25 protein-coding genes are annotated in these 25001 nt (G+C 51.1%); 15 read left to right on the forward strand and 10 right to left on the reverse strand.

The window, feature by feature from the left end; all coding sequences use genetic code 11:
- Nucleotides 1–147: 147 nt before the first annotated feature.
- On the forward strand, nucleotides 148–864 hold the full coding sequence (locus tag JOD20_RS22035; RefSeq protein WP_275580659.1) for a peptidylprolyl isomerase: 717 nt from the start codon (nucleotides 148–150) through the stop codon (nucleotides 862–864).
- Nucleotides 865–1032: 168 nt separating this feature from the next.
- Entirely contained in the window at nucleotides 1033–1359 is a 327-nt protein-coding gene (locus JOD20_RS22040; RefSeq protein WP_204757345.1) for a hypothetical protein, read from the forward strand.
- 131 nt (nucleotides 1360–1490) lie between these two features.
- Here the strand turns inward: JOD20_RS22040 and JOD20_RS22045 are convergent, their stop codons facing one another.
- The 3 genes from JOD20_RS22045 to JOD20_RS22055 all read right to left on the reverse strand — a co-directional run bounded on the left by JOD20_RS22045 (nucleotide 1491) and on the right by JOD20_RS22055 (nucleotide 4172).
- A complete protein-coding gene (locus JOD20_RS22045) occupies nucleotides 1491–2144 on the reverse strand; it encodes a carbonic anhydrase (protein ID WP_204757346.1) in 654 nt (217 codons plus the stop codon).
- Nucleotides 2145–2597: 453 nt separating this feature from the next.
- A complete protein-coding gene (locus JOD20_RS22050; RefSeq protein WP_204757347.1) occupies nucleotides 2598–3314 on the reverse strand; it encodes a carbonic anhydrase in 717 nt (238 codons plus the stop codon).
- 63 nt (nucleotides 3315–3377) lie between these two features.
- Nucleotides 3378–4172: an alpha/beta fold hydrolase gene (locus JOD20_RS22055; protein ID WP_204757348.1), complete on the reverse strand. Its 795-nt coding sequence runs from the start codon at nucleotides 4170–4172 to the stop codon at nucleotides 3378–3380.
- 72 nt (nucleotides 4173–4244) lie between these two features.
- Here JOD20_RS22055 and JOD20_RS22060 point away from each other — a divergent pair, with 72 nt between their 5' ends.
- The 8 genes from JOD20_RS22060 (at nucleotide 4245) to JOD20_RS22095 (ending at nucleotide 9541) form a co-directional block, all read left to right on the forward strand.
- Entirely contained in the window at nucleotides 4245–4499 is a 255-nt protein-coding gene (locus JOD20_RS22060; protein WP_204757349.1) for a glutaredoxin family protein, read from the forward strand.
- A 2-nt stretch (nucleotides 4500–4501) separates the two neighbouring features.
- Complete coding sequence (locus tag JOD20_RS22065) at nucleotides 4502–5053, forward strand: TlpA disulfide reductase family protein (RefSeq protein WP_204757350.1); 552 nt, start codon at nucleotides 4502–4504, stop codon at nucleotides 5051–5053.
- A 41-nt stretch (nucleotides 5054–5094) separates the two neighbouring features.
- On the forward strand, nucleotides 5095–5988 hold the full coding sequence (locus tag JOD20_RS22070; protein ID WP_204757351.1) for a DUF2085 domain-containing protein: 894 nt from the start codon (nucleotides 5095–5097) through the stop codon (nucleotides 5986–5988).
- 23 nt (nucleotides 5989–6011) lie between these two features.
- On the forward strand, nucleotides 6012–6866 hold the full coding sequence (locus JOD20_RS22075; RefSeq protein ID WP_204757352.1) for an alpha/beta fold hydrolase: 855 nt from the start codon (nucleotides 6012–6014) through the stop codon (nucleotides 6864–6866).
- A 67-nt stretch (nucleotides 6867–6933) separates the two neighbouring features.
- A complete protein-coding gene (locus JOD20_RS22080) occupies nucleotides 6934–7620 on the forward strand; it encodes an AzlC family ABC transporter permease (RefSeq protein ID WP_204757353.1) in 687 nt (228 codons plus the stop codon).
- Nucleotides 7617–7916 carry an AzlD domain-containing protein gene (locus tag JOD20_RS22085; protein WP_204757354.1) on the forward strand — a complete coding sequence of 100 codons (300 nt, stop codon included), beginning with the start codon at nucleotides 7617–7619 and terminating at the stop codon, nucleotides 7914–7916. The genes JOD20_RS22080 and JOD20_RS22085 overlap by 4 nt, the downstream gene beginning before the upstream one ends.
- A 70-nt stretch (nucleotides 7917–7986) precedes the next feature.
- Nucleotides 7987–8226 carry a hypothetical protein gene (locus JOD20_RS22090; RefSeq protein WP_204757355.1) on the forward strand — a complete coding sequence of 80 codons (240 nt, stop codon included), beginning with the start codon at nucleotides 7987–7989 and terminating at the stop codon, nucleotides 8224–8226.
- A gap of 79 nt (nucleotides 8227–8305) precedes the next feature.
- Complete coding sequence (locus tag JOD20_RS22095) at nucleotides 8306–9541, forward strand: HAMP domain-containing protein (RefSeq protein ID WP_204757356.1); 1236 nt, start codon at nucleotides 8306–8308, stop codon at nucleotides 9539–9541.
- A 141-nt stretch (nucleotides 9542–9682) separates the two neighbouring features.
- Here the strand turns inward: JOD20_RS22095 and JOD20_RS22100 are convergent, their stop codons facing one another.
- Nucleotides 9683–10462 (reverse strand): type III pantothenate kinase, encoded by a 780-nt coding sequence (locus JOD20_RS22100; protein WP_110514757.1) that lies wholly within the window; start codon nucleotides 10460–10462, stop codon nucleotides 9683–9685.
- Between the two features lie 156 nt (nucleotides 10463–10618).
- Between JOD20_RS22100 and JOD20_RS22105 the strand changes: the two genes are divergently transcribed.
- The 3 genes from JOD20_RS22105 (at nucleotide 10619) to JOD20_RS22115 (ending at nucleotide 15171) form a co-directional block, all read left to right on the forward strand.
- Nucleotides 10619–11926 carry an NERD domain-containing protein gene (locus JOD20_RS22105; RefSeq protein WP_204757357.1) on the forward strand — a complete coding sequence of 436 codons (1308 nt, stop codon included), beginning with the start codon at nucleotides 10619–10621 and terminating at the stop codon, nucleotides 11924–11926.
- 399 nt (nucleotides 11927–12325) lie between these two features.
- On the forward strand, nucleotides 12326–14491 hold the full coding sequence (recD2, locus tag JOD20_RS22110; RefSeq protein WP_204757358.1) for an SF1B family DNA helicase RecD2: 2166 nt from the start codon (nucleotides 12326–12328) through the stop codon (nucleotides 14489–14491).
- Nucleotides 14492–14799: 308 nt separating this feature from the next.
- On the forward strand, nucleotides 14800–15171 hold the full coding sequence (locus tag JOD20_RS22115; RefSeq protein ID WP_054536244.1) for a DUF983 domain-containing protein: 372 nt from the start codon (nucleotides 14800–14802) through the stop codon (nucleotides 15169–15171).
- A 52-nt stretch (nucleotides 15172–15223) separates the two neighbouring features.
- Here JOD20_RS22115 and JOD20_RS22120 read toward each other — a convergent pair whose 3' ends face one another.
- Genes JOD20_RS22120 through JOD20_RS22130 form a run of 3 tightly spaced genes read right to left on the reverse strand, consistent with a single transcriptional unit; the run spans nucleotide 15224 to nucleotide 18871 of the window.
- On the reverse strand, nucleotides 15224–16051 hold the full coding sequence (locus JOD20_RS22120; protein WP_204757359.1) for an endo alpha-1,4 polygalactosaminidase: 828 nt from the start codon (nucleotides 16049–16051) through the stop codon (nucleotides 15224–15226).
- Nucleotides 16052–16053: 2 nt separating this feature from the next.
- Nucleotides 16054–18099 (reverse strand): glycosyltransferase family 39 protein, encoded by a 2046-nt coding sequence (locus tag JOD20_RS22125; RefSeq protein WP_204757360.1) that lies wholly within the window; start codon nucleotides 18097–18099, stop codon nucleotides 16054–16056.
- Between the two features lie 34 nt (nucleotides 18100–18133).
- Nucleotides 18134–18871 (reverse strand): alpha/beta fold hydrolase, encoded by a 738-nt coding sequence (locus JOD20_RS22130; protein ID WP_204757361.1) that lies wholly within the window; start codon nucleotides 18869–18871, stop codon nucleotides 18134–18136.
- Between the two features lie 497 nt (nucleotides 18872–19368).
- Between JOD20_RS22130 and JOD20_RS22135 the strand changes: the two genes are divergently transcribed.
- Together JOD20_RS22135 and JOD20_RS22140 are read left to right on the forward strand one after the other, a co-directional pair.
- A complete protein-coding gene (locus JOD20_RS22135) occupies nucleotides 19369–19527 on the forward strand; it encodes a hypothetical protein (RefSeq protein WP_164689306.1) in 159 nt (52 codons plus the stop codon).
- Entirely contained in the window at nucleotides 19524–21404 is a 1881-nt protein-coding gene (locus tag JOD20_RS22140) for a hypothetical protein (RefSeq protein WP_204757362.1), read from the forward strand. Before JOD20_RS22135 ends, JOD20_RS22140 begins: the two co-directional genes overlap by 4 nt.
- 54 nt (nucleotides 21405–21458) lie before the next feature.
- Here the strand turns inward: JOD20_RS22140 and JOD20_RS22145 are convergent, their stop codons facing one another.
- From JOD20_RS22145 to JOD20_RS22155, 3 genes are all read right to left on the reverse strand, one after another.
- Nucleotides 21459–22868 carry a hypothetical protein gene (locus JOD20_RS22145; protein WP_204757363.1) on the reverse strand — a complete coding sequence of 470 codons (1410 nt, stop codon included), beginning with the start codon at nucleotides 22866–22868 and terminating at the stop codon, nucleotides 21459–21461.
- Nucleotides 22869–22975: 107 nt separating this feature from the next.
- Complete coding sequence (locus JOD20_RS22150) at nucleotides 22976–23986, reverse strand: GHMP family kinase ATP-binding protein (protein ID WP_054536238.1); 1011 nt, start codon at nucleotides 23984–23986, stop codon at nucleotides 22976–22978.
- 147 nt (nucleotides 23987–24133) lie between these two features.
- Entirely contained in the window at nucleotides 24134–24592 is a 459-nt protein-coding gene (locus JOD20_RS22155) for a DinB family protein (protein ID WP_204757364.1), read from the reverse strand.
- Nucleotides 24593–25001 lie beyond the last annotated feature (409 nt).

Genomic DNA, 25001 nt, shown 5'->3' on the forward strand with positions numbered 1-25001 from the left:
GCCTAATTCGCGCTCTTCGCGGTTTCAACCCTATGCTCTATGCTCTATGCTCTATGCTCTATGTTCTGTGCTCTTTGTTCTTTGTTCTCGCTCCCGTGCTATAATCCCACGGTGAATTTTTTATGTCCTGTGAGGAGTATCAAACCAATGCGCCGAACAACCACGATTGCGCTTTTAGCGCTTGTATTAGCCGCCTGTGGTTCTGCTGAATCAACCGCAATGCCAACGCTCGAACCACGCCCGACCAGCGCACCAACTGCCGAAGTTGCCCCAACCGAGGCCAGCACTGGCCGACCAACTTCGGCTCCAAACGACACTGGCAGCAATCCAAATCCAGGTTCGTCCAAGCAATATGCCAGCGAGCCAGCCATGACGATTGATGTCAATAAGCAATATATCGCCACGCTCAAAACCCAAAAAGGCGATATTGTGATTGAACTCAATACCAAAAATGCGCCACGCACAGTCAATAACTTTGTGTTTTTGGCCCGCGAAGGTTTCTACGATAACGTGACCTTCCACCGCGTGATTCCTGGCTTTATGGCGCAAGGTGGCGATCCAACCGGCACGGGTATGGGTGGCCCAGGCTACAATTTTGGCAATGAGTATAATGATACCACTAGTAATTTGCTCTTCGATAAACCTGGGGTTTTGGCAATGGCTAATACTGGTCAACCAAATAGCAATGGCTCACAATTTTTCATCACCTTGGCTCCAGCAATGCATTTAACCCCCGATGCCTATACGATCTTCGGCCAAGTTACCGCTGGCCAAGATGTGGTTGATCAAATCAGCCCTCGCGATCCAGATATGGGCGGCGCACCTGGCGATGCAATTTTGACCGTCACGATCGAAGAAAAATAATGAATCATTTATATAAAATCTAGCATTCTTAAATCATTTAATCACTAATTCAAAGGCTCCTTGATTCTTCGAATCAAGGAGCCTTCCAACAAAAATTTGCAGGTTTTTTACTATTAATGTATATTTACAAATGATTGTACTTGAGTAATATAGGAAAGGATTCAAAGAATGAGTAAATTATGGCGGAAGGTTCTTGCCGTTGGGTTTATGTTTTCTTTGATGTTGGTTATTGTACAACCTGCTTCAGCGACTACAAATGTAGTCGTGCCCTGGAACGGCATTGTCTATCATGAGTGCATCCTTACTGATTTTGTGGTAACCACTCAAATCAACCCATCACAAATCTATGCAGAATGCCAAAGTCCAGGTAATGGCCCAGGTCATACTACTCTTAAATATGACAAAAGAACCTATACAGGGTCGTATTTTCAAAGTATTACCACCACAGAAGTCAGTATTTGGGGTAATAAAGTTGGGATTAAAGCAATCCCCTAAGATGGATCAAATATTGAAAATTCGATCTTAATTTAAAATCAAGAAAAACTCAACTGTGCTGGCTGTAGGGAAATCCTTAGTTCAAGCACAGTTGATTTTTGTATTAAGCTTTTTATAATGCCTCTTCTAAATTAATTTCGCTTAACGTAATCATGTGGCGTAGTCAGTAATTCGACTACGCCACTGACCAAACTGTAGTAGGCTCCCACAATTCGCAGCAACCCAGCGTGCTCACGTTGGGCCAATAATGGAATCTGCTGCAACTCCAGCACTGTATGCAGCACATTTGCCCGAATCGCCGCATCCAAACGATTCGGATCATGACTATCAATTTCAGCAACTGCTGGCCGCAGATGATCAACTAAGACGGCAATCCGATCAGGCGCAGTCTGCTGCTTATCAAGCATCGATATTGTTGCTTTGACCGCACCACAATGCTCATGACCAAGCACCACCAGCAACGGAATCTCCAACACATCAGCACCAAATTCGATGCTGCCAACCGTCACTTCATCGATCGCATGGCCCGCGGTGCGAATCACCAACAAATCGCCAAAGCCACAATCAAACAACAATTCAGGAATCACCCGCGAATCGACGCAGCCGAGGATCATGGCAAACGGATGTTGGGCTTGGGTTAATTGTTGGCGGTAGAGGCTATCGTGATGGGGATCGAGGGGATGGTTGGCGACAAAGCGGGCGTTGCCAGCAAGCAAAAAGGCCAGCGCCGCCGCCGCATCAACGGTTAATGTTTGCAGATCAGGTAAAACAACTGGTGGAGCCATGGGAAAACCCTTCCTTGTATGCAAAGCAGCATTGCTACCAGCATAGCAAGCGGTGGCTCCAACACCGTTATGGTTCCGCTACCCAAGATGTATATCTAAAGACTATGGGTTGATTGAGGCGTTCCCTCAGCCCGCAACCACATCTCCTTCCAAGAGTAGATTTTTAGTAAAGCGCGGTGGTCAAACCCCCTCACCCCAACCCCTCTCCCACTGAACGCGGGCGAGGGGGAGCACCGTTTTTACCAACAATTTGAGGCAGAACCACAATATTAAAGCCCCTCGCCCATCAGATGGGAGAGGGGTTGGGGTGAGGGAATCTTGACTCCTACCACCGAAAGCCTATTGGAAACGGGGAGCACCGTGGTTTTTACCAACAAATTGCGACAAAACCAGAGGATTAAAGCCCCTCGCCCGCCGCGTGGGAGAGAAGTTAGGGTGAGGGAATCTTAATTCCTAGAAAAACTCGACTGTGCCGCTATCAAGGCTATAGTAGCCGCCGATAATGCGTACTTTGCCAGCTGCTTCAAGCTCTGCCAACAACGGCGCTGCTTTCAGGGCAGCAACAGTCAATTTGGTATTTTCGCGCACAACCGCATCCAGCAAATCACTTGGTTCTTGCTCTGTGGCTGTAACTGCATCATACGCTGGCCGAATATGCTCCACAATCGAAACAATTTGGTCGGGGGCTGGAGTGTTGCTTTCGATCGATTCGATCGTGGCATTGACTGCGCCACATTTTTCATGGCCCAACACCAGCACCAGCGGCGTGCCCAACTCGGCAACCCCAAACTCGATGCTGCCAATTTCAACTGCATCAATCACATGGCCCGCCGTACGCACCACCAACAAATCGCCAATGCCGCGATCGAACACCACTTCTGGCCCAACCCGTGAATCGACGCAGCCAACAATGGTGGCAAACGGTTTTTGGCCTTTGGCCGTGGTGCTGCGGCGCTTGGCATCTTGGTTGGGATCAATCGTGCGATTGGCGACAAAACGGGCATTGCCATCTTTGAGCAGTTGGAATGCACTATCGGCGTTAAATTCAACTGGCTCAGTCGTTGCCGCAGGCAGAAGCGTTTCTTCGGCCCCGCAACCAGCTAACAACCCTACCGTCAGAATGCCAGAGGCCCCTAAAAATTGGCGGCGCGATAGCTTGCCCAAATCCATGAGCACAACTCCTTAGATAGCTATAATCCAATTTGTTGATTATAGCTCTAAGCAAATTGCCAATCAAGCATTTTGGGCTTGCTCCAAAAAGGCCCGAATCGCGCCATAGGCAATTTCTGGTTGCTCCAGCACGCTCATATGCCCAGCATTGGGAATTGTGACCAAACTGGCGTGAGGCAAGGCATTGACCATCGCATGGGCATCGTGGGGCGTGGTAATTTGGTCGTCATTGCCAACAATCACCAAGCTTGGCATCGCCATCGTCGAAAGATATTGGGTTGAGTCGGGGCGACTAGCCATCGCATGGGCGGCGTTGGCAATCGTTTTTGGATTGGTCGTCAGCATCATACTGTTGAGGCGTTCAACCAAACGCTGATCTTCGGCGTTGGCTGGGCTGAGCAATTTAGGCAACATTTGGGCGGCAATCGGTGCAGCGCCTTCGCGGAGAGCGGTCTCAGCAGTTTTAAGCCGATTTTGCTTGGCTTCGTAGTTATCGGATGTGGCTTTGGTATCAATCAACACCATTGCCCACAAATGTTCGGGATAGCGCCGCGCCAAATTCAACGCAATATAGCCACCCATCGATAAGCCCAGCACCGCAGCGCGATCGATGCCCAAGCGATCCAACAATTCGATCAAATCGTTGGCCTGATCGTCGAGCGTCCAACTATCGCTGCCACTTGATTCGCCAAAGCCACGCAGGTCGGGGCTAAGCACTCGATAGCGGCTGGCTAAAGCCATGCGGGCTTCATCCCACATCGAGCGGTTGAACGGGAAGCCATGAATACACAGCACGACCTCGCCATCACCAGTATCATCGTACATCAAACTACGACCACGAACGTCAATCGGGGGCATGAGCAAGCTCCTTCCAAAATAATACACTCGTTGATCGTGGACGCGGTACAATAGCATGCTAGGAGGGTTATTATGGATTGGCAGCTTTATATGCGTCCAGGGTGTCATTTATGCGACGAAGCCGAGCATTGGCTAGAACCACTAGCTCACGAGTTTCAGGCTCGGCTGGTCTGTATCAATATTCTCGATGAGATAACGGTGTATGAGCGCTATAAGTATAAGATACCTGTGCTGCAAATTGCAGCCCAATTTTGGTACTATCCGTTTAATGAGACCCAAATACGTGCGTCACTTCACTCCCAACCTAGCCCAAATCAAGGAGTTTAACCATGCTAGGCCGATTAGCCTCATTTGGATTAATTCTATGCTTGCTGGCTGCATGTGCCAGTCAAACCAACTCCACAGCACAAAGCCTGCCAGCCTCAGCCGTAAGCCTCGCCCAAAATTTAAGTTTGGCCGAAGGCACAGTGCAAATTGGCGAGCAAATTCCCGAGCTGAGCTATGAGCAAGCAGGCAAAAAAGTCACGCTCAGCGATTTTCGCGGCAAAGTCGTGGTGCTCAATTTTTGGCAAACGACCTGCGTGCCATGTCGCACCGAAATGCCCGATTTCGAAGCAATTGCCCGCGAACGCCAAGATGTGGTCTTTATTGGTGTGAACAAAGATGAAAATGCCGAGGTTGTGCAGCGTTTTGCCAGCGAAGTTGGGGTAAGCTATGTATTGCCACTCGATCGCGATGGCAGCATTAGCAAAGCCTTTAATGTCAATTATCTGCCCACAACCTATTTTATCGATCGCGATGGGCTGGTGCAAAAAATCCATGTCGGAGCCATCAGCCGCTCGCAAGCCAATAAGCTGATCAGCGATTTTGGGCAACCCTAAGCGCTGAAACCAACCCCCAAGTAGCAGGAGTAAGCCCGATCATGAATGAACGTGATCTCAATCGTTTAGTGCTTGAAAAGGCCAAGCAACAAGTTGAAGCCCACAAAGCCGAGCGCGAAGTCATTGTGCAAGAGGCGCGGAAGCCCAAACCGCTGCCAGAGCGCGACGAACGCCCAGCTTTGTGGGGCTTGCTCGGCGTATTGTTGACCTTGACCATCGCTGGCCTGTTTTTGATTCCAGGCGGTTTCACCGAAAAACTCAGCTGGGTGGTGCATGGCGTTTGCTCCAAGGAACATACGCTCAGCCTCGGCGGCACGATGATGCCGCTCTGTCAGCGCAACACTGGCTTATATAGCGGTTTCTTGGCGACAATCATCACGCTGGTTGCCATGGGCCGTGGCCGCGCCGCCAAATTGCCACCCTTGGCGATTGGGATCGTGCTGATTTTGAGCGTCGGCTGGATGGGCAGCGATGGCTTTAACTCGCTGCTGCTTGATATTGGCAACTACAATCTCTACACGCCGCAGCCAATCTTGCGGATTCTTTCTGGCTTGGCGATGGGCATTAGCATGGGCACGATGATTTTATTTGCCTTCAACATTAGCGTGCGTGCCAACGCCCGCACCGACCAACGCATTATTGGCGGTTGGCGCGATTACGCGATTTTGGTGGCGGTGGCGGTTTGTCTGTTTGTGCTGACCCAACTGGCCTCGCCGTTTATCGCCTATCCCTTGGCAATCTTCAGCACGGTGGGCATTCTCAGCGTGATGTTTATCGTCAATATTATGATTATTGCGATGATTACCCGCAGCGAAAATACGGTTGTGCGTTTGACTCAACTGGCTCGCCCAGCCATGGTTGCCTGCGTCATGACGGCAATTGAATTTGGCTTATTGGCTTGGCTACGGATCATCATGGAACGCTCAATGGCTTAGTGAATTTTTGGAGGTATCTTGGCATGCCACAGGCTGCAATTAATGGCATTACGCTCAATTATGAAGTCGCAGGAACCGGCGCACCCTTACTGTTAATTATGGGGTTGGGCGGCACGCTCGATGGCTGGCGCAAAGAGTTGCCATTCTTAACTGACCATTTTCAAGTAATTTATTATGATAATCGTGGGGTCGGTCAAACCACTGCCCCAACCGATTTCACCGCCTACAGCATGGAGCATTTCGCTGCCGATGCAATTGGCTTGCTTGATCATCTTGGCATCGAGCGCGCCCACGTTTGGGGCGTTTCAATGGGAGGCATGATTGCCCAACATGTGGCGCTGAATTACCCTGAACGGGTGCAAGGCTTGGTATTGGGTTGCACGCTCTCACATTACACCAACGACCCAAGCAACATTCCAACGCTGCCCGCCGAGTTTCACGCCGAAGCGAGCAACCTTGCCCCAGAGGCTTGGGTGTTGGAATTGATGCTCAGTGGAACCCAAAAAAGTGCCGAGCAAGTGATGCAAGATAGCGTGCGCTTTAATTTTGCTCCTGCCTTTGTTGCCGCCCATCCCGATGTCATCGAAGAATATATCGAGGTTGGGATGCGCAATCATGGCCCAGCGCATGGCTTTATGGGTCAATGGAGCGCAATTATGAATCACAGCACAATCGAGCGCCTGCCCAAGCTTCAGCACCCGACGCTGGTGCAACATGGCGATGCCGATGCTTTGGTACCGATTGGCAACGGGCGATTGCTGGCATATTTGCTGCCTCATGCAGAATTCCAGTTAATTCCTGGGAGTGGTCATTGCTATTTCATCGAGCAGCCAGAGCTAGCCAGCCAAGGAGTCAAAGCGTTTTTGCAAAGTCTCTAAGCGTTTGGGCAATTGATGAGCAGGCTGGTCGCACAGCCTGCTTCTTTTTTTAGCTGAGGAACCCTGCATGCAGCCAAAGTACCGAGCTTGGTTGGCCGGAGCCAAAGCCGAGCTACCAATTATTATGGGCGGAATTCCGTTTGGAATTATTTATGGGGTAACTGCATTAAAACTTGGCTTATCGCCATGGTTTATTCAAGCCATGTCGACGATCGTATTTGGCGGCTCCTCGCAGATGATCATTGCTCAAATGTTTGGCTCATTCGCACCGAATCTGGCGATTATTCTCACATCGACGGTGGTCAATTTACGCCATGCCCTGTATAGCGCCTCGCTTGCGCCGTATGTGCAACCGCTCAGCCGTTGGTGGAAGGTGCTGTTGGCCTATTTGCTAACTGACGAGGCCTATGCCGTAGCGATTACCAACTATCAAGAACGTAACGACCCTGAGCATGGCCATTGGTTCTTTTTTGGGGCTGGCTTTATGCTCTGGATCTCATGGCAAATCAGCACCGCAATTGGTATTTTGGTTGGCAGCCAACTTCCGCCCATGCCAGTCTTGGATATTGCCGCAGCGCTGACATTTATTGGCATTTTGATTCCGATTCTGCGTGATAAAGCACTGATTGCAGCGGCGATAACTGGAGCGAGTGTAGCGGTGCTTGCATCCGGCTTGCCCTATAAACTCGATTTAATGGCAGCGGCAGTCGTGGGTATTGGGGTTGGCTTAGCGATTGAAGGGAAGCAAGCATGAGTCTGTGGCTCACGATTGTGGTGATTGGCGTGATCACCTTTGCTATTCGCTATTCGTTCATTGGGCTGGTGAATAACGCCGACTTTCCAGCGATCGTTCAGCGCGGCCTGCGCTTTGTGCCGGCAGCAGTGTTGGCGGCGATTATTGCTAGTGATTTAGCGATCAGCAATAAACAAATTGATCTGATTAATCCCAAAATGGCTGCTGGGGCAGTGGCGATCATTATAGCTTGGTATAGCCGTCAAGTAATACCGACCCTAGTTGCTGGATTTATCGTGTTTTTGCTGCTCAATTAGTTGCAGGTCGGGCAGTTCTCCCGTAGAATAGAGAGGCAGCATCCTTGATCGACAAAGGAGACGACACAATATGCAGCTGATTGGCAATCTGGGCATTTTAGGCTTTGGCTTCGCGCATCTTGTGCTTGGAGCCGTTTTATTAGCGACAGGCTATCGCACCCTAACCAAAGAAATTATTCCACGCTTAATTGAAGCCCGACCAAGCGTCGGCGCGCGCGTAGGAGCAGTTTTGGGTGGGGTCGGTTGGACAGTCGCCGTTGCGCTGTTTTGCTTCCTGGTTGCGGGGCGGGCTGCCCAAATGGTGTTATAAGCCATTTATTGCAACGCTCAACGAATCAACAACAGCATAATCGCATTGATCGTATCAACACTATTTACACTGAGGCATTATGCGTTCATCGATTCGTCAACGTTTTGGCTTGGGCCTAATCATCCTTGTAATTGTGGTGGGCAGTGCCAATGTTATTGCTCGCTGGTCACTGGGCAAGTACCGAACTGATGTCGAGTCGCTGATCGATCAAACGATTCCGCAGCTCGATTCATTATTGCGTTTGCAAACCAGCGCCCAAGGCGTTACCCAAAATACGCTGGCCTTTTTACAAACCAACGACGATCAATACTTGCTCTCGCGCACTGGTTGGGTGCGTGAAACTGAACGCCTGATTGGCGTGATGGATGGCTTAACGGGCGATACCAACCAGCCAACCCAAGATTCGTATGTTGCGCTACGCCGCTCGGTGCAATCGATTATTGAAGATACCCAACTCTTTATCGACAAAGCTGCGACAGACGACCCCCGCGTGATCGAACGTCGATTCGACCAAGTGCGCGATTTGAATTTATCCTTCGATACCCGCTTCAAAGCCTACCGCGATTTAGTGACCGATGATGGCGTTCAACGCCGCGCCAATATCTCCAACAACCCCTTGCGTTATATGAATGTGCTGGGGGTGATTGCCGTTTTAGCGCTGATTGGGCTGATGGCTTTATTCCAATATATGGTGTTCAAGCCAATTCGCGCCTTACAACAAACCGCCCAAACCGTCGCTGCTGGCAATTATCAGCAGCGAGCTGAGGTCAAGCGCCTCGATGAAATTGGCGATGTGGTGGTGGCCTTCAACCATTTGCTCGATAGTATCAACAACGAGCAGCAAGCATTACGCGATCAGGTTGAACGTGTCGATCAAGCCCGCAATGAGGCCGAAACTGCTCGCAGCGATGCAGCTGCACAACTCGAAACCATCCAAAATCAACGGGCAATTATTCGCTCGATGAGTGTACCGATTTTGCCTGTTGGCAAGCGCATGTTGGTTGTGCCATTGATTGGCGAACTCGGCCCACAACGGCTAAAAACCTTGCAAACCAATGTGCTGGGCCGCATCTCGACCGATCGCCCACGCTGGATTATTATCGATGTTACGGGCGTGCCAGTGATCGATAATCTGGTCAGCCAAGCCTTCTCAGAGCTGATCGATAGCGTGCGGCTGTTGGGTAGCGAGCCAATGCTGGTTGGCATTCGGCCAGAAGTTGCCCAAGCGCTCGTTTCCACCGGCATGAATTTCAATAGTTTGGTGGTTGAGGCAACCTTGCAAGCAGGCATTGCCTACGCCGAACGCCATAGCTAGAGCTTAAGATTCCCTCACCCCAACCCCTCTCCCACAGAGCGGGCGAGGGGCTTTCATCCCGTGGTTTTTGCATGATCTGTGGTAAAAATTGGTGCTCCCCCTCGCCCGCGTCCAGTGGGAGAGGGGGTGAGGGAACCTCAATTATTGGCGATTCATGGCGTGAATCATCTTCAGGCCTTCGTGCGTGAGCCATGGGTCAACGTGGTCGATCACATGGGTTTCGCTCGCGATAATATCAGCAATTACTTCTGCTTGGCCACCAGTTGCCACCACCGTGCCACGCGCACCCAACTCCTGCCACATGCGGGTGATCAAGCCTTCAACCAACCCAGCATAGCCCAAAACAATCCCTGATTGCATATAGTGCGAGGTGTTTTTGCCAATGACGCGCGGCGGGCGGGCTAATTCCACATGGTAAAGTTTGGCAGCAGCCCGAAACAGCGCATCAGCCGAAATCCCAATGCCTGGGGCAATCGCTCCGCCAATATAATCGCCCTCAGCAGAAATCACATCAAAGGCTGTTGCCGTGCCAAAGGCAATCGCAATCACTGGCCCGCCGTAGCGGCGAAAGGCTGCTACCGAGTTGGCAACCCGATCAGCGCCAAGTTCGCGCGGCGTGTCAATCAATAAACGCATGCCAGTTTTGATGCCTGGGCCAATGACCACTGGCTCAACATTCAAATAGGTGCGGCTTAATTCGCTAAAAACACTGGTTAATGGCGGCACAACGCAGGAAATTGCGCAACCCTCAATCTGATTGATCGATATGCCCCGCAGTTCAAACAAACTGCGCACCAAAACCGCATATTCATCGGTTAATTTTTGGCGCTGGGTTGATAACCGCCAATGCGCCACCATCTGATCGCCATCCCATGCGGCGATTTTGCTATTCGTATTGCCAATATCAATCGTAATTAACATGTTGCTTTTTCCACATCAGCGTGAATCAAAAATCCAATCCATTATTGCATACTTTTGCTTTTTCAACTATTTTTAACAATTCATCAATGCACGCAGCAACGAAACAATGATAATATAAGCACAGAATTAGCTCTTTTTTGGCTAGGGAGCGTACCCGTGGCCGTTCAAGTTTGGATTGGCGAAAAGCCCGAACACCCTAATGAGCGCAAAGCAATTATTGCCTTAGCCAACGGTCTCGACCGATTGGAAGGCCTATATGTCATGCTGGCGAATTTTAGCGTCGGTGGCCATACCATTGACCTTGTGGTGTTGAAGAACGATGCAGTCTTTATTGTCGAAATGAAGCACTGCGATGGCAAGGTTTATGGTTCGGTCAATGGCCGCTGGAAGGTTGTCAGCAGCTCAGGTTCGGTCAAATGGCTCAATCAAGGCCGCAAAAATCCCTATAATCAAGTGATTGCCTATTACTATGCGGTGCGGAATTTCTTGCACGACCATCAGCACGAGATTATGTCGGAGCAAAAGGCTAGCCAAACCGATTTTCGCGCCTGCAAGCGCCTAATCGTGATCTCGCCTATTTTGGAGCGCGGCTCGGAAATTCATCTCGATTGGCGGGTGAACGTCAAAGGCTTGGATGAATTACCAACTCACTTGGTCACCGAACGCACCGACGAAATTAGCTTCACCGATGAGGAAATGCTCAAAATTCCGCGTTTGCTGAATTGCTCGATTTGGGAAGAAGTGAATCAATTGGTGGCTGGGGTTATGCCAGCGTGGGATGATACGCCCTCTGATCCGCCGCCGCCAGTCGTCGTGCCTGAGCCAATTGTTGTGCCAGAGCCAGTCGTCGCGCCAGCGTTACCCAAAACATGGCAACAACGAGTGCGCGATAGTTCGCTGCGCACTCGATTCAATGTGTTGGGTTGGGCGGTTATCTCGCTCTTGTTGATTTTGGTGCTGGTGCAGGGCCGCAATATTACGATTATCTCAAATGCGCCAACACCTGAGATCTATGGCACAATTCCGGTTCCGGCGGCTTCGCCAACCCCAAGCGGCTGTATTACGACCTTTGGCCAGACCATTCGCAAAGCCCGCGATCCGGTTTCCTATCAATGGTATACGATCGATAGTCGCGCCAGCGAAGAGGCCTATGTGGCAGTAACCCTTGATCGGGTGCAATTTTGCGCCGATCAGATTGTGCTGCATTGGAGTGTGCGCAATACCACCCCTGGCATCGTGCAATTGGGCCTGACGAATAATAATATTGCGGTCAGCGATACCAGCGGCATTGTCTATCGTTTGCGCGAAGAACGCCAAACCATCCGCGTGCGCAACGGCAAAATGAGCACCGGCACGGCAACGATTCCACGCTCGGTCAATTCAAACGCCAACACCTTGACCATCGAATTGCTCAGCGAGCCATTTGGCGGCCAATTATGGACGGTGCAAGTACCCAAAAAATGAGAACATAGAGCATAGAGCATAGAGCATAGGAGTTGGGGATTGGGAGCGAGGGGTCAGCGATTAGGCTATTGGCTATTGGCTTTGGGCTAGAGTCGGATTAGTTAACGCAGAGGCGCAGAGAAATAATGGCTTTGGGCTATTGGGAAATCAATCTGAGGCGAAAAAACTTAACCTTCGTGCTCTTCGCGGTTTCAACTGTTGACCTTTGACTTAGGAGTCGGATTATTTAACGCAGAGGCGCAGAGAACCGATGGCTATTGGCAATCGGAACATATGATGATAAATGATTGCTGAATTCAATAGCCTACAGCCTATAGCCACACTAGCCTTCGCGCTCTTCGCGGTTTCAACTTTTTGACTTCTGACTTCTGACTTTTGACCTTTGCTTTTGACTTTACTATGGCACAACTAACTGGCAACTTAGAACGCATCACCTATCGCTCGGAAGAAACGGGATATACCGTGGCGCGGTTAAAAGCCCAAGGTCAGCGCAGCGTGATTACGATTGTTGGGCGCTTGCCCGATGTGCAAGTGGGCGAAAGTTTGCAACTCGAAGGCGAATGGACAGAGCATCGCACCCATGGGCGGCAATTTGAGGTCAGTAGCTATCAGACCACCCGCCCAACTGGCAACGAAAGTATTGTGCGCTATTTGGCCTCTGGATTATTGCCTGGCATCGGCCCAGTTAATGCCCAACGCATCGCCGATACCTTTGGCGAGGCAACTCTCGATGTGCTCGACCAAACGCCCGAACGCTTGCGCGAAGTCAAAGGCTTGGGCACCAAGAAAATCGCCGCAATTATCGCCGCGTGGCAGGAGCAACGCTCAATCAAGGCCTTGTTGGAATTAGGCCAAGCAGTTGGGCTGACCACAGGTTTGGCGTTGCGCATTTTTCGCCATTACGGCGAGCAAGCCAGCCAAGTCGTGCAGCACGACCCCTATCGCCTAGCCTTGGAAATTGAGGGCATTGGGTTTCCAACCGCCGACCAAATTGCCCAAGCCTTGGGCGTAGCTCGCGATGCGCCAAGTCGGGTGATTGCAGGCTTGCGCTATACACTCGGTACAGTTGCCAACAGCGAAGGCCATTGTGCCCTGCCCCAAGCAGCATTAATCGAGCAAACTCAAGCGATTTTGGAATTGCCGCGGAGCTTGATTGCTGAACAATTGACGCTTGCAACTGAAGCGGTCTTGTTGGTGCTTGATGGCGATTTGGTTTATTTGCCAGCCTATTATCATGCCGAAACTGAATTGGCCGCCAACTTGCAACGCTTGCAACAATTGCCCAGCGCAATTCAATTGCGTTTCAAGCAGCAAAGCGATGCAATTATTCTACGCCAATTGCATAATGCCAATTTCGATTTGAGCCAACGCCAAGCAGAAGCAGTGCTCGCCGTGTTGCGCTCAAAAGTGGTGTTGCTGACTGGCGGGCCTGGCACTGGCAAAACAACGACCGTGCAGGCGATTTTGGCTTTGTTGCAACAGGTTGGGTTGCGCACAATTTTGGCCGCACCAACTGGCCGTGCCGCTCGCCGCCTTGGCGAAACGACCAATCATCCAGCTGCCACGCTGCATCGCACCTTGGAATATGCTGGCGGCGTTGGCAACGACCGCTGGGGCCGCAACGAGCACAATCCCTTAGCCGCCGATTTGGTGGTTATTGACGAAACTTCAATGCTTGATATTTTGTTGGCGCATCATGTGGTTAAGGCCTTGGCTCCAACCACACATTTGCTTTTGGTTGGCGACCCCGATCAATTGCCAGCGGTTGGGGCTGGTGCGGTATTGCGCGATTTATTAGCGAGCAACAGCATCACCACCGTGCATTTGGATACGATTTTTCGCCAAGCAGCCGATAGCCAAATTATCACCAATGCCCATGCGATCAATCAAGGCGAACTGCCGAGCGTCAATCGCGGCGATTTTTATTGGTTTCCGCGCAGCAACCCTGCCGAATGTAGCGCGATGATTGTTGAGTTGTTGACAACCCGCATTCCGCGCCAATTTCCCCAATTCGATCCCTTGCGCGATATTCAAGTTTTGGCGGCAACCCATCGCGGCGCTGCGGGTGTGCTCGAACTCAATAGCCAACTGCAGGCTGCACTCAATCCAGCCATGCCAAATCTGCAAGAAGCAACCCTTGCAGGAACCCTCTTTCGCGAAGGCGATCGGGTGATTCAGACCCGCAACAATTATGATCTCGATGTGAGCAACGGCGATTTGGGGCTAATTCAAACAATCGACCACGATCAACGCACCGTCAGCGTCTATTTTGATGATACGCGCACGGTGGTCTATCAATGGAATGAATTTGATGAAGTGGCCTTGGCCTATGCGATTAGCGTGCATAAAGCCCAAGGCTCGGAATACCCCGTGGTGATTGTGCCAATGTTGCGCTATTACAATGTGCTGCTCAATCGACCATTGCTGTATACGGCAATTACCCGCGCCCGCCAATTAGTAATTTTGACTGGCGATTGGCAAGCGGTCGAGTTTGCCATCGCCCAGCGCCGCAGCATCCAACGCATTACTGGGCTGATGCAGCGGTTTACAGAACATAGAGCATAGAGCATAGAACATAGGCGCTGAGGATCGGTAATTGGGGGTTGGGGTTGGCTATGGGCTATCGGCAAATAATCAAAAGTAATCTGTGGCTAAAAAACTTACCCTTTAGCCAAAAGCCGATAGCCTATAGCCTCATAACAACTCAGCTCTAAACTCGATAGACAAAGCCCAAGAATCGCGTATGCTAAAGCAGATCAGCCAATTTAGGGTCTGTTTTTAGGTTTTTGCTCACAGTTTGGGGCGTATAATGCGCTTAACTGGAGTTTTGTAGTGGACGATGTGCCAGCGTTGTCACATCAGTAAGGAACATCATGGGAAACTTTCTTTTAGCAATGCTGCGTGGCTTTATTGGGCGTTGCCCGTTGTGCGGCAAGGGTAAGCTGTTTCGCAGTTATTACGATATTCACCCAAATTGTAGCGTTTGCGGCGTTGGCTACGAGGCCACGGGCAATCAAAGCACTGGGGCAATGGGCATTAATATTGTGCTCACCATCTTTTTGGGCTTTATTGGCGGCATTTTCTTGGTAATTTATGCCAGCGACCAGCTGATGATGGGCTTATTGGCCTTGCTGGTTGTCATGTCGATTTTTCATATTATCTTCTATCGCTTTGCGCGTGGCCTGTGGCTGGGCCTGATGGTCGCAACTGGCGACCTTGAAACTGGCAAAGACGAACGCGGCTAAAATAAAGAATGAACAATGCGGGATGAATATGTATATTCATCCCGCATTGTTGTTATTGCTCACAGCCAACGCGATAGGCATCTAGCTCACGATTCTTGAGCATGGCATTAATTCCCAATTGGCGGGCTTGCGGGCAAAATTGGCTGGTTTGCGCCCCAGTATCAGTGTATTCAATGGCAAAAACTGGCTTGCCAGCAGCAATAAATGGGCTTAATTCGTCACACCAGCCTTGATCAAAACAATCCTCGGTTAAGGCCCAATCGTAGTATGCCAGCAACTCGCCAACTTGCTCGGAATCATTTTTGAGGCCAATCGATAAGCCTCGGCTATGGGCTTCGTTGGCCAGCCAGCGATTGTAGGCCAATTGATCATTGGCGTTCAGGGGAAAGCCAGTTGGGTTTTGGTAGCCATTGATATTATCTGGCTCGATGCCATCAAAACCTTTGCTTTTGCATTCGTCCATGCGCGCCCGCATAATCGGCGCAAGCAGCTCGATTTGGCGAATATCAAGCCATTTTTCACCAGGCCAACCCTCATAATCGTTGCCCAACACGCTGCTTGGAAACGCATTGGCATCAGATCGCCAATCTTCCCATGCGCCAACATTGATATAGCACACAACCTTGCGGCCTTGGCTATGCAATTGGCTCACGGTTGCGCTGCTCGTATCAAACAAATCCAAATCATACACAGTTACAGCATGGGAAAGATCAAGCGGCATGCCATTAAATTGCAATTGCATGGTCGAATTAACCGCTGGTTGCCACCACGCATTGTGCTGAGCAATTGGCACAAATGCCCGTTGGCTCAGTGGCCGCGCGAAAAGCACCGTTACCAATACCAACCCCAAGCCAAGCCCAATTAACCAAAAGCGCCGCATCGCTACCTCACTACTTCGACCCAATCGAGCACAATTCCAAGCTGACGTTGGTCGCTCGCTGGTTGCCATGGTTGGGCCAAAATTTCAATGTGCCGTTCATGCTCGCTGGCAGCGAGCGGTATCTGTAGCACTCGCCAATCAGCTTCAAGCTCAGCGACCTGCACACATTGGGCCGCCGCAACACAAATTTGCAGCTTTGCCGCTGGGGCCTCAACAGGCCGTGGATTAGACAAGCGTAAGCGTAACATTGTTGCTTTACCAGCTGGCAAACGAAGCTTAGCCTTGGCCAGCGACCAGCGCGCGCTACTATCTGCCAAGCTTTCAGCGGGATAAAAGCCGTCAATTAAGCCAATATCCAAGCCAGCACCCACGTCGATCCAATGCTCAGCTGGCCGATCGGCTGCCTGCCATGCCGTCGCCAACAAGCTGCTGCTATCAACATACTGATTGGCCCATGCTTCGCTGGCAGCAGTCTGATCGCCCTGTTCAAGCAAATATTGGCCTAGGCGATAATGGGCCAAGGGATAATCGTGATTATGATTGGTTGCGGCAAGATAGGCTTCGAGGGCTGCATCTGGTTGGCCAAATTGCGCTTTGATTTCGGCAAAAGCCAACCAACTATCTGCTGAGGGCAAAATGCTGAGCGCCTTTAAACTAGCAGCCTCTGCTTGCGGCAAATTGCCAGCAGCGAGCGCTTGATCGGCGCGCCAATCCCACCAACCACGCTGAACTTGTTGTTGCAGCAATTGCCACGGCGAATGATCGATAATCACACAACCAATAATTAACCCCAGCGCAGTTGCCGCCAAGCGCTGCCAAAGTGGCGTATTCATACGTAATTTTGCCAAGCAAAATGCTGCATAAATCAGCATAATTGGCCAGAAAAACTGGCGATAACGGGCCTCGCCATGGGTAAACATTGTGCTACCAACGATATAGCCAACCCACAGCAGCCCCAACCACCAACGATCATCACGCGGCGCACGTGCAAAGCCCCACAGCGCCAAAATTACGCAAGCGATATACCAAAAATCATCGAAAATCAAAGCCACAAGGAGGTAGGGCAAGGCCACGTCGCTATAATAATTGGCTTGCAGAAAGCGATCTTCAATTGGCTTGATACGCCACAGATAGACGGTGTTTGTCCATGGCTTGCGGGCCAAAATGCTCGGGTTAGCCGCCAACAATTCGCGACCACGGGCCGAAGCATAATCGGCGCGTTCAGCAGGATTCGGAATGGCAGCAAGGATTGTGTTGATTTCGCTTAGCTCAAGTGGCGGCTCGCTGAAGGCCCAAAGATTATAGGCAAAGCCAGTTTCAACCGTGATGAGGCGACCGTAGGCCAGCCAATTGCGCAGCGACCATGGCGCAATGACCGCGCAGGCGACCAAGCCCAAGGCCAAGCCATGCTGCACACTGCGCCAACCCCGCCAATTCCACCACATCCAGCCAATCAGTACTGGCAAAAAGGCCAGTGGCAACGAGCGGGTCAAAATTGTTAGGCCAATTGTTAAGCCTGCGAACAAGGCAAAGCGTAATTGCTTGCTGCGCTGCCAACGCAAAATCAGCAACAAACTGCTGGCCCATAGCACATTCCACAGCGTTTCGCTCATCCATAAATTGGCGAAGGTGGCGAAAGTCAGCAAACCACTCGCCAAGCCAGCTGTCCAAAGGCCAACTTTTTCGGCGTGGGCCTGATCGCCAGCCCATTCGCGCCCAAGCAACCACAGCAACCACACGTGCAATACGCTCAGCCCAAGATTAAACAAGAGCGCAATTTGGGGATCGTTATTGCTCAACCAGAGGGTTGCAGCCAAATACAATGGATAGAGCGGCGCACGCAACCATGGATACGAATCGTAAAAACGCCAGCCATTGCCAGCCAACAAATCGCGTGCTACCGCAAGATATTCAACTTCGTCATTGGCTGGTTGATGGCTTGGCAAGAGCCATAACGCCAAACGCACCGCCGCCGCCCCAACCAGCAAAAGAATTAATATGAGTCGATAGCGACTGGTTGTCGGCCACCAACGAAAACGTTTATCCATGCAATCAGCCAACCTATTCCAAGATCGTGCAGCATTATTGATCAAGTTGTTGGAGTACGTCTAGCGCCGCTTGCACCGTTTGTTTGTGCTGCTCTGCATGGTCGATTGTGGCTGGCCGATCGCCTGCTTGCTCGCCATACCAGCCAAATTGAGCATGATTGCCGCCCTGAATTTCGACCCACTTGGTCGTGGCAGGCATCAAGGGGCGGGCTGCGTCAATGTCAGCCAAGGTTGCCAAGCCATCATTGCTGGCGTAAATCATGGCACTCACAAGCTGGCGATCAGCCAGATTGTTCGAGGCTGTGGGGTAAGCAGCCAAGAGAATCAAGCCATCGATGGACTCGGCATGCTCATAGCTATATTTGGCAGCCATCGCCCCACCCAACGAATGGCCGCCAATCGCCCAATGTTCAATATTCGGATAAGCTGCAAGCACCGCATCGGCACGATTGGAGCCAAAAATCGCCATATTCAGCGGCATTGGCACAATCACCACCAAATAGCCATTTTGCGCCAATTCGTGGGCCATGGGCGCATAGGCGGCTGCTGCAACCCGCGCCCCAGGGTAAAAAACAAAGCCGGTTGTGGGCGCAGTGGTTGGCTCAAAAATCAGCCAATCGCCCTGGGTAACCGTAACCTGTTGATCAGACACCAATGCCGCAGTTGCGGTAGACATTGGTTCTGCGGCCATGCTTGCCCAAAACACAAATCCAAGCCCAAACAGCACAATAATCGCCAGCAAACCAAAGGCAATCCGTTTAATAATTCTCATAGCGCGAACTCCTGAATGCAATTCAGTTTCATTGTACGCACAATGTATACGCTAGGATGAGAACATAGAGCAAAGAACATAGAGCGTAGATGTACTGGTTTATTGGATTAACAACAGCAGTATTCCAAGGGTCGGTTTTTGCTGTCCCCCACCTATCCGCAGATTCATCAATGGATGCCGTTTGATCGCGGATTGTCATTGAGGGGGTGCAGGGGGATTAAAGCCCCCTGCGTTTCCCGCCTTGAGGCGGGACGGAAGGGTGGTGAATCGATGGAAAACCTTCCCTGCAATGGTTAAGGGATGAACCAGTACCCATAGAGCATCGAACAGAGTTAGTGTCGTATTGGCTTGATTGCGCATGTAATCAGCAGTTGTATGGTATAATAGCCGTTACCGCATCGCCAAGATGGGGTCATAACCATTTGCGCCTACTGTAATGACTCTTTATTAGAACCATGCCCTAGCAATTTGGGGCTTGGTGGAGAACACAGACCGATATGCCAATTGATGTTAAATCAATTCGACTCGGTGAAACTGGCTTGGAACGTCTGATCCAATGGTTGCGGACATCCAACCAGCCTCAAACGTTAGAAGCGATCACCGCGAAATATGTCGAAATTTTGCGCTCGCTGGTGGTTGAGGAGGAAGGGCGATGAGTAGTCCAACCAATGCACCGGCTCAACCAACATGGAATGGTAGCAGCGAGCAGCAAACGCTGGCTGAGCGTGCCTTCAATGTGATGATGCTGCAAAGTGCCTTTTTTCCCGAAAATGTTCCGGTTCGCCAAACGGTAGCCAATCTTGCCGCGTTTATCGCGAGCCAAGATGGGGTTGATGCGAGTGCCTTAGAAGCGAGCATTAGCGCCGCCCTTGAAGCCAATAGCCAAATTTTTCGGCGCATTGACGAGGGCGAGCACGTGGTCTATGCCACGACCCGCCTCGGCTACTACACCGAGCCTCAAATCGATACACGCCATAGCTTTGCCAAACGGCTGCACGAGCCAGAAAATCCCTTGCCAATCGATGATTTGAGCGTGGTGATTACCCGTACTCGCCCTGCGTTAACTACGATTGAGCCAGTCTTTATCTCGGATTATTGGCAGCAACGCTCACCAACCACTGGCGAAGAAGGCGAAATTATCAATCCCGTCGCCCCAGCCTTGGCTAGCACCAATGCTGACGCTGATGAAGATGAAGCCTTCGAAGAAGCGGTTGCGCCAGTCGAAGCGGCTCCAGTTGCGGTTGCCCCAACAATCGTGGTCGAAAAGCCAGCTCCCGCTGTGGTTGCCAACGCAACTTCGTTGGTTCTGCCAAACGGCGAGGCCCTTGATTTTGCCCAATCAGTCGAAGCAATTTTGGCCGATCATGGCAATACGATTCAAGCAGCCTTGTCGCAAGCAATCGATAATGACCCATTGCGCCGGATTGTGGCCTTTGGTGATGAATATTTTGCTGAAGAAAATATCCCAACCCTCAGCAAAGGCGATTTGCGCCGCATCCGCGAGTATATCGTGGAGCAAGGCGAGCCAATGCCCGATACTTCAATTTTGAGCGATGTCTACTATCGAAATCCCCGCGATAACGATTATGTGACCTTCCGCTTTGCTTTGAACTATCGCTTGAATCGCGAAAAAGATTTTGAGTTTGTTGGAGTCCAAGGCGCACGCTTGTGGAGCGCCAAAGGCTTGCCAGCAGTTGGCACCAAACGCTTGAAAACCAGCGAGCTTGGTCAGTTCTATAGCTTCCTCGAAGAAACTCCGCAATTCGATGATAGCTTGAGCCAAACCAGCGCCGATGATATTAAGCAAAATCGCCAACTTAGTCGCTTCTTGAGCTTCTTCGAATGGGAATACGGCGTATTGCCCTACGATGCAGCCTTGAAGGCGTTGTTGCCACAACCATTGTTGCCAGAACAACGCACGGCAATTTTGCGGATCGAATCGCCACAGCACTATAGTTTCTACTTGGCTGAATTGCGCTACCCAACCGCCAACCGCGGTGGCTGGCTGCACGGCCTCGAAGATTTCTTCAAGGAACACTTGGTGCCTGGCGCGTTGATTACGCTTTCGGCAACCGATGACCCAAGTGTTTGGACGCTGCAATACGAAGAAACCAGCGGCGCTGAAGTGAAGTTGTTGCAACAAGACGATAAAAAAGGCCGCTACGCCTTCGTTAAGCACAATTTCTACTGCGATGCTGATAACGATTTGATTGCCAGCCAAGAGCGCTTGCCACGGCTCAAGAACATGAAGGTCTTGACTTCGGGCGAACGCCGCCGCTTAGCCACAACCGCTGGCTATGTGTTGGAGCAAGTTGGCCAACCACGCCCAGGTGATCGCGCTGGCTTCGAGCTGAGCATCGATGATCTGTTCTTGGGGGTCAACGTCCAACGGCCAGCAACCCGCAGCTATTTGCTGGGCGAATTGGCCGAGGAGCAAGATTTCCTCGTCGAGGAAGCGGCAGTGATTTACTTCCCGCCACCAGAAGACGAAACCAGCAGCGATAGTAACAACTTCGACGCTGACGACGAATAAACACACAAAAACGGCTGAGGCAACCACCTCAGCCGTTTTACTTTTAGTCGCTTGTTATTTAATCGCCGCTGGAATGAAAATCTTGGTTGGTGAGGCTAGCACAATCAGCGCTGGCCGAAATACATGGACGGTACCAGTGCCTGCATAGCGGCGGCCAGTAAAGGCGAAACTATGCACACCCTGGGGAAGCAAGGCTAAGCCTTGGCTATTAATCACGCGATCAGTGCCATCGCCACTATCAGGATAGACATTAAGCCAGCGATCGGTATTTGCGAGGCCAATCCCATCAATACTAAAGCGGAACAAGCCTTCCCATGCAGTATCGGTTGGAGCGTTTAATCCTGCTGAGGCGTTGCCATCCATAAACACTACCCCATTGCCAGTTTGCATACTGCACGAAGCCAAAGGCGAAAATGTGCTTACCGCACTGCTCCAGCTACCAGCCCCGCCTTGACCACAGCGCACTGCATTAACCGCTCCTGCTGGAAAGTAAATGATACTCAACGAAGGATCAAACAAATTGACCGTGCCAGTACCACTGCTGCGCCCTGCCAAGTACTTAAACGTATGCGTACCACTGGTAACGGGCATGAGCTGGCTGGTAGCCACCGATTCATCAGTCCCATCGCCAGTATCGGCCTCAATATTTGTCCAGCGATAGCTGCCAGCGACATTGGTTGTGTCAATCGCGAGTCGGGTTTCAACTTCGTAGGCTTGATTGACAAATGAAGCAGAGGCATTGGCGTTCATGTAAACATGGCCAGCTTGGGGTAAATTCAAGCTACAACTGTTAATTTCGGTCAAGGTCTCGCTGCTGGTTGTCCAGTTGCCATTAAGATTGGCGTTACAGGCTTTGATCGAGCTTGAATTTGGAAAATAGAGCACACTCAGAATTGGGTTATACAGATTGACCATACCGCTGGCTGAGAAGCGCGAGCCAAGAAAATAGAAGGTGTGGGTGCCTGCGGTAACCCCAACAATCTTGGAGACCGCCATGTTTTTGTCGGTGCCATCGCTGCTATCAGTATAAATATTGACCCAGCGCTCAGTGCCAGGATCGCCGCTGGTGCTATCGGCACCCAGCCGAAAGTATGCTTCATAACTGCTGCTCTCGCTCGCAATGCCCAGCGAGGCCGAAGCAGCCAGATAGACAAAACCAGGCTCAGAGAAGGTCAGGCTACAACTAACGATTGGAATCAACGCAGCGGAGGTTGTCGTCCAGTTGGCAATGCCACTGCCACATTGAGCAGCGCTGCCGCTGGCTAAAGCGCCATAAATATCTGGCTCGTTAGAACTCTTGGGATTTGTTTGGTTGATCGTCGTTACGCCGAATGGATCATGGGCGGGCGGGTTGAATTGATTCTTCGCGGAAATCGCTTGTGGTTCTTGAGCGTGGATACTGATCGGGAGGAGCACCAAGGCCAAAAGGCCAACCGCCGAACACCAACGTCGTACATGCTGCATACATTCCTCCTACTGAACAAAGCGAAGTTCAAAAAATACAGAGGATCAGGCTTTTATTTGATTAAAGCCCAAGCAACACGCATTCATCGGCGCTTGGGCTATAAGTATTAATCGTCTTCTTCGACGCTCCACGCATGCACGCCTTGCTTGGTAAACGAGAACGGGCGCACGGTCACACCAGCTTCAATCAAGGCCGCCTCAAGTTGCAGCCGCTTGCTGAATGGCACGCAGAAGCACATAAAGCCACCACCACCAGCACCCGACAATTTGCCGCCCCACGCACCTTGGCGCAGCGCAAGATCGTAAATTTCGTTGACAATCGGCGGCGCAATATGCGGTGAAAAGGCTTTTTTAATTTCCCAAGCGTGGTGCAGCAATTTGCCAAATTCTTTGATTTGGCCACGGCGCAAAAGCTTCGCGCCTTCGTCGACCATGGCTTTGGTTTCATCGTGTAGCCGTAAGGTTTCGCCTTCGGTCACGCGTCGCACTTGGTCTTGCACCAAATTATGGGTCAGCAACTTGCGATCGCGCACATAGCCAATAATCAAGCACGATTCTAATTCCAACAAGGCATCTTCGTTGGTTGCAACGCGCTCGATAATAACCTGTGGCCCGCCAAAGTGCTGCACCGCCATGCCACCAAACACCGCCGTATATTGGTCTTGGCGACCGCCTGGAATCCCCAAATCGACCCGTTCGATCCGATAGGCCAATTCGGCCATTTCATAGGCATCAAGCTTGAGGTTATAGGCGGTGTCGAGCAATTTGAGCATGCTTACCACCAAAGCCGATGATGAACCCAAGCCTGAGCCTGGTGGTACGTCGCTGAACATGGTAATTTCAACGCCGCTGATCTCAGGGTGGGCATCGATGACCGCTTGGGGCAACGAGAGCTTGCCAGACCATTCGCGACCAGTCATCGCCCGACTGACCGCGCTCAAATCGAGTGAGCGAATCGTGATGCCAGGCTGATCGGTGGGCTTGAGCATACAGCGCACATATTTATCAATCGTACAATTGAGCACCTTGCCGCCATGTTCTTCTGCATAGGGGCTAACATCAGTACCCCCACCAAAAAAACCAATCCGCATTGGTGCTTTCGCTTTAAATAATTTCACACGCTACTCCTTGAGCCATGCCAAACGCACGCGGCATAGCGATGAGGGTTGGTTGGCACAACAAAACGCCATCGCAGGCAATGGCGCTTTATGGTAGCAGATTTTAGCAATCTGCATGTTTTTGGCGAGCAGCTTCAGGCTGGCGGTTTAGCGCAAGCGTTTGGCCTCTTTATCGGCGTGCGAATAGAGATATTGCAGCCATGTACGGGCATTAAGCGGGCCAAAATCGTTGTGTTCAACCACATCGCTGCTTGGTTGCTCAAGCGCAAAACGTTTGGCCAAGGCAATCGTTTCTTGGCGGGTGGCCTTGAAATCGGCCAGCAATTGCGGCCATGAGCGATCTTCTGCTGGCGCATAGGCCTCGTATTCATCGCGATTAAATGGCTCGCCAAAACAGACCTTGAGCCGCTGCGCGCCCCAGCGTTCGATGCCGATGATATGCCGCAGCTGTTGGCGATTTTCAGGCAGATCGCTGGCGTTATTCGTGCGCTGTTCAATCGCTGCACCGCTTTCGGTCAAGAGTTTCTCATAATCACCATAGGTACGGTTTTTGGCTGGCCGAATGAAATAGAATTGGGCAATGAGCTTGAGAATCAGATTTCGCATACAACCTCGCAAATCAGCTTAGGCGCTAATAGTAGCTTAAATTAGGGATGAAGGATGAGGGATGAAATCAAAAGGCAGAAGGCAGAAGTCAGAAGTCAGAAGTCAAAAAAGAGTATACAACACAGGAAAGGATGAGGGAGGAAGGCAAAAGTCAGGCTATAGGCTCTGGGCTGATGGCTATCGGGGAGTTGCTGTTCTTGCATGAATCGGCATTTAACGCAGAGGCGCAGAGGTATCATGGCTATGGGCTATATGTACTGGTTCATTGGATTGGCAATCGTGTCCCCTCACCCCCCAGCCCCCTCCTTACAAGGGTTTAAGGGCGGACAGGTTGAGGAATAGCTATCAATAGATGTTAGGCCATTTCCAAGCCCAGTCGTCTGCCCCGCATCACCGTCGTTGCCCAGCA

Source organism: Herpetosiphon giganteus (assembly GCF_016907925.1).
GTDB lineage: Bacteria > Chloroflexota > Chloroflexia > Chloroflexales > Herpetosiphonaceae > Herpetosiphon > Herpetosiphon giganteus.